Genomic DNA, 2,641 nt, shown 5'->3' with positions numbered 1-2,641 from the left:
GTTCCCCCTGAAGCAGTGCGGCTTCCCTCCCACCGACTCCGTCCCCCCGCCGTGCTGCCCGTCCCTGCTGCCGGGGTGCCTAAGCATTCGCCGTGCCGACGCTCCTTCGCGAGATATTCCCCTGAGATATCAGTCCTTTGCGTCAACCGACCCCGGAGGACGAGCCGGGCTGTGGGCTCGGAGCCGGAAAAAACTCCTGACCCTCCGGGGCCCCGGCCTAACGTGTGACAGCCTTGTTGACGGGATGATGGAGGAACCCGTGCGCCTTCCGGTCGCCGCCGCACTGCTCAGCCTGGTCGCCTGCTCTGAATCGACCGAAGGCACCACCCCGAAGCTCGAGGGCCTCATCAATCCGCGGCAGCGGCTCATCACCCCCGCGCGCGTCTGCAACGCCGGTGGCGGCACTGCGGGATGGCGCCTGGAGCTCATCGGCAGCCGCTTCATCCCCGTGCCTCGCGACGCGCTCACCGACACGCCGTCCGTGGAGCTGCCCCTGGTCTCGCTGAGCGGCCCGACCGACTACACGCTCCCCGCGGACCACCTCTTCTTCGCGCGCACCGAGCTCATGCGGATGGACCTGCCCACCCGCGACAGCACGCCGTCGAACACGCTCCCGCCCGGCGCCTATTCGGTCTCCGTGACGAACCCCCTCGGCGGCACCTCCGAGCTCGAGGACGCCCTGCGCGTCGTGCCGCCGCCGGAAATCACCAACCTCACCGCGCCCGACGGCTTCCGCTACAACGCCGCCAGCCCCCTCGTCATCGAAGGCAGCGGCTTCCGCTCGGACGCGCTGCCGCTCATCGTCCTTCAGCGGCAGGGCGAAGAGGATCAGCCCCTCTTCACCCTCACCGTCGTCTCCGACACGCGCATCGAAACCGAAGTGCCTCCCGCGACACCGGAAGGCACCTACGCGCTCACCCTCACCAATCCCGAGGGCTGCTCCGTCACGCGTCCCCAGGCGCTCACCATCACCTATCCGAGGCTGGGCGCCCTCTCCGTGTCGCCCGCGAGCGGCCCCGCGAAGAGCGACACGGTCATCACCCTCACCAACACCGCGTCCGGCGCGTCGAGGCCCTTCACGACGCGCGGCACCCACGACGTGTACCTCGTCGCGCCCGTGAAGACGGACCCCGGCCAGACGGTGAACATCCCGCTGTACGACGTGACCTTCGTCTCCTCGTCGCAGCTCCGGGCCACCGTGCCGAATTGCTCGGGCTTCGACTCGCGGCCCGTCACGGATCCCTCGTGTCCCGGCGGCATCGTGCCCGGCACCTACGGGTTCATCGTCGCGGACCCCAGCGGTGCCTTCGGAACCCTCCCCGCGTCCTCCGGCTTCACCGTCTCCCCATGAACGCCCTCGCCCTGCTCGCGGCCGCGGCGCTGGCCGCCGCCCCCTCCTCCAAGAAGGACAACGGAGGCCCTCTCTTCATCGCGCCCAAGGTGGGCTTCATCAAGCCCGTCACGTCGCTCGGCGGCGACCTCTTCCTGGGCGGCGAGGTGGGCTACCTCACGCCCCTCCTCCAGCGGCGCCTCGCGCTGGTGCTGGAGGTGAACTACCACCGGCCCTCCACGAGCGGGACGCTGCGCGGGCCCCAGATGGACAACCTGGGCCAGCCCATCGAAGCGCCGTACACGCTCGCCGAGCGCGAGGTGGCCATCCAGCTGTCCGCCGTGTTCCGCTTCCCCCGCGCGCTCGGTCCGCTCACGCCCTACGTGGGCGCGGGCCCTGGCCTGTACCTGCACCGCGCGACGGTGGAGTCGTTCGACAGCACCACGTCGGAGAGCGGCGGCGGGCTGGGCTTCCAGGCGCTCGCGGGCGCGGAGCTGCCGCTGGGTCCGGGCGGCGCCTTCCTGGAGGCGAAGTTCCACTTCGCTCCGGTGGACTTCCTCACCACCGGCGACGTGAACGCGGGCGCGGTGCTCGCCGCCCTGGGCTACCGGCTGCGCCTGTAGTCGCGCGGTGGCTCAGGCCCGTCCCACCGGCGGGCGCAACATCCGCAGCAGGTGCTGGGCCAGCAGGTCTCGCGTGGCCTGGAGCACCGACCCCATCAGGTGGTGCAGCGCCTCCGCGGTGTCGCCGTGGGCTTCGCGCACGCGCTCGGAGCGGCCGTCGAAGATGCGCAGCCGGCCGGGCACCAGCGAGATGACCGGCAGCGACGGGTGCCGCTTGCGCAAGAGCCCCAGGAACAGCGGGTGGTCCTCGTCCGGACGGCGCAGGTCCACCACCACCAGCGCGGGCGTGTGCTCCGCGATGGAGGCCAAGGCGTCATCGGGCTCGCCCGTGGCGGACACCTCCACGTCCGGCTCCAAGTCCAGGAAGCGGCTGAGCAGCGCACGGGACGCCGCATGCGGGCTGACGACGAGGATCCGCATCAGCGGGCCAACGCCTGGAAGGATGCGGAACTCCCACCCGAGGGCGGTACAGGACAACCAATGGCAGGGCGGATCCAGGGCATGGGTGGAGCAGGTAACGCCCGAGCCCCCCTCAAAGCAATCCGCCCCGCGTCCAGATGGCACGCCGTGCCGCCAGGCAGCCAATCGTCCGCGCCCGTGGCTTCTTGCGGCCATGCGGGCCAGAGTGGCGGCGCGCCTTCCAACCCGCTACTTCCCATCCCGCGCGAGTCTCCCCCCACGTCGGTTC

General features: G+C 71.0%; 3 protein-coding genes. 2 read left to right on the top strand and 1 reads right to left on the bottom strand.

What is annotated here, in order from left to right; all coding sequences use genetic code 11:
- Positions 1–259 precede the first annotated feature (259 nt).
- Positions 260–1,351 carry a hypothetical protein gene (locus tag D7Y11_RS42260; protein ID WP_126936491.1) on the top strand — a complete coding sequence of 364 codons (1,092 nt, stop codon included), beginning with the start codon at positions 260–262 and terminating at the stop codon, positions 1,349–1,351.
- The gene (locus tag D7Y11_RS42255) at positions 1,348–1,953 is read left to right on the top strand and encodes an outer membrane beta-barrel protein (protein ID WP_120577302.1); all 606 of its coding nucleotides are present in this window, start codon (positions 1,348–1,350) and stop codon (positions 1,951–1,953) included. Before D7Y11_RS42260 ends, D7Y11_RS42255 begins: the two co-directional genes overlap by 4 nt.
- A gap of 12 nt (positions 1,954–1,965) precedes the next feature.
- Here the strand turns inward: D7Y11_RS42255 and D7Y11_RS42250 are convergent, their stop codons facing one another.
- Positions 1,966–2,376, bottom strand: a complete 411-nt coding sequence (locus D7Y11_RS42250) for a response regulator (RefSeq protein WP_126936492.1) — start codon at positions 2,374–2,376, stop codon at positions 1,966–1,968.
- Between the last annotated feature and the right edge of the window lie 265 nt (positions 2,377–2,641).

Origin of the sequence: Corallococcus sp. AB018 (assembly GCF_003986945.1) — a bacterium.
Lineage (GTDB): Bacteria > Myxococcota > Myxococcia > Myxococcales > Myxococcaceae > Corallococcus > Corallococcus exiguus.
Note: the sequence above shows the minus strand (reverse complement) of the source record. Positions and strands in the feature narration are given on the sequence as shown.

Coding starts and splice junctions, on each gene's coding strand:
- D7Y11_RS42255 (WP_120577302.1), top strand. CDS start 1,348: ATGAACGCCCTCGCCCTGCTCGCGGCCGCGGCGCTGGCCGCCGCCCCC.